A 217-nucleotide genomic window follows, 5' to 3' on the forward strand; every position below is an offset into this window, starting at 1 on the left:
CATTTTCTGCGTCTACAGTGCTCATGTTTGTCGCTGTATCGAATAATGCTTTCGCTGCTTTGTTCATGAGGTCTTTTGCTTCCTGACGGTTATCCCCTTCAGAAAGTGCTACACCTGCGAAATAAACGGCATTGTAGTAATTGTTTTGGCCGTAGTACCAAACGGCATCATCATACTTCGGTGATTTCACCTCTGGCGCTACTAATTTCGCCTCTGC

General features: G+C 45.2%; 1 protein-coding gene. It reads right to left on the reverse strand.

Annotated features, from left to right (window positions below):
- Positions 1-217 (reverse strand): hypothetical protein (locus tag KHB02_RS28270; protein WP_241114162.1); only part of this gene is annotated, 217 nt, incomplete at both ends.

The organism is Neobacillus citreus (assembly GCF_018343545.2).
Classification (GTDB): Bacteria; Bacillota; Bacilli; order Bacillales; family Cytobacillaceae; genus Neobacillus; species Neobacillus citreus.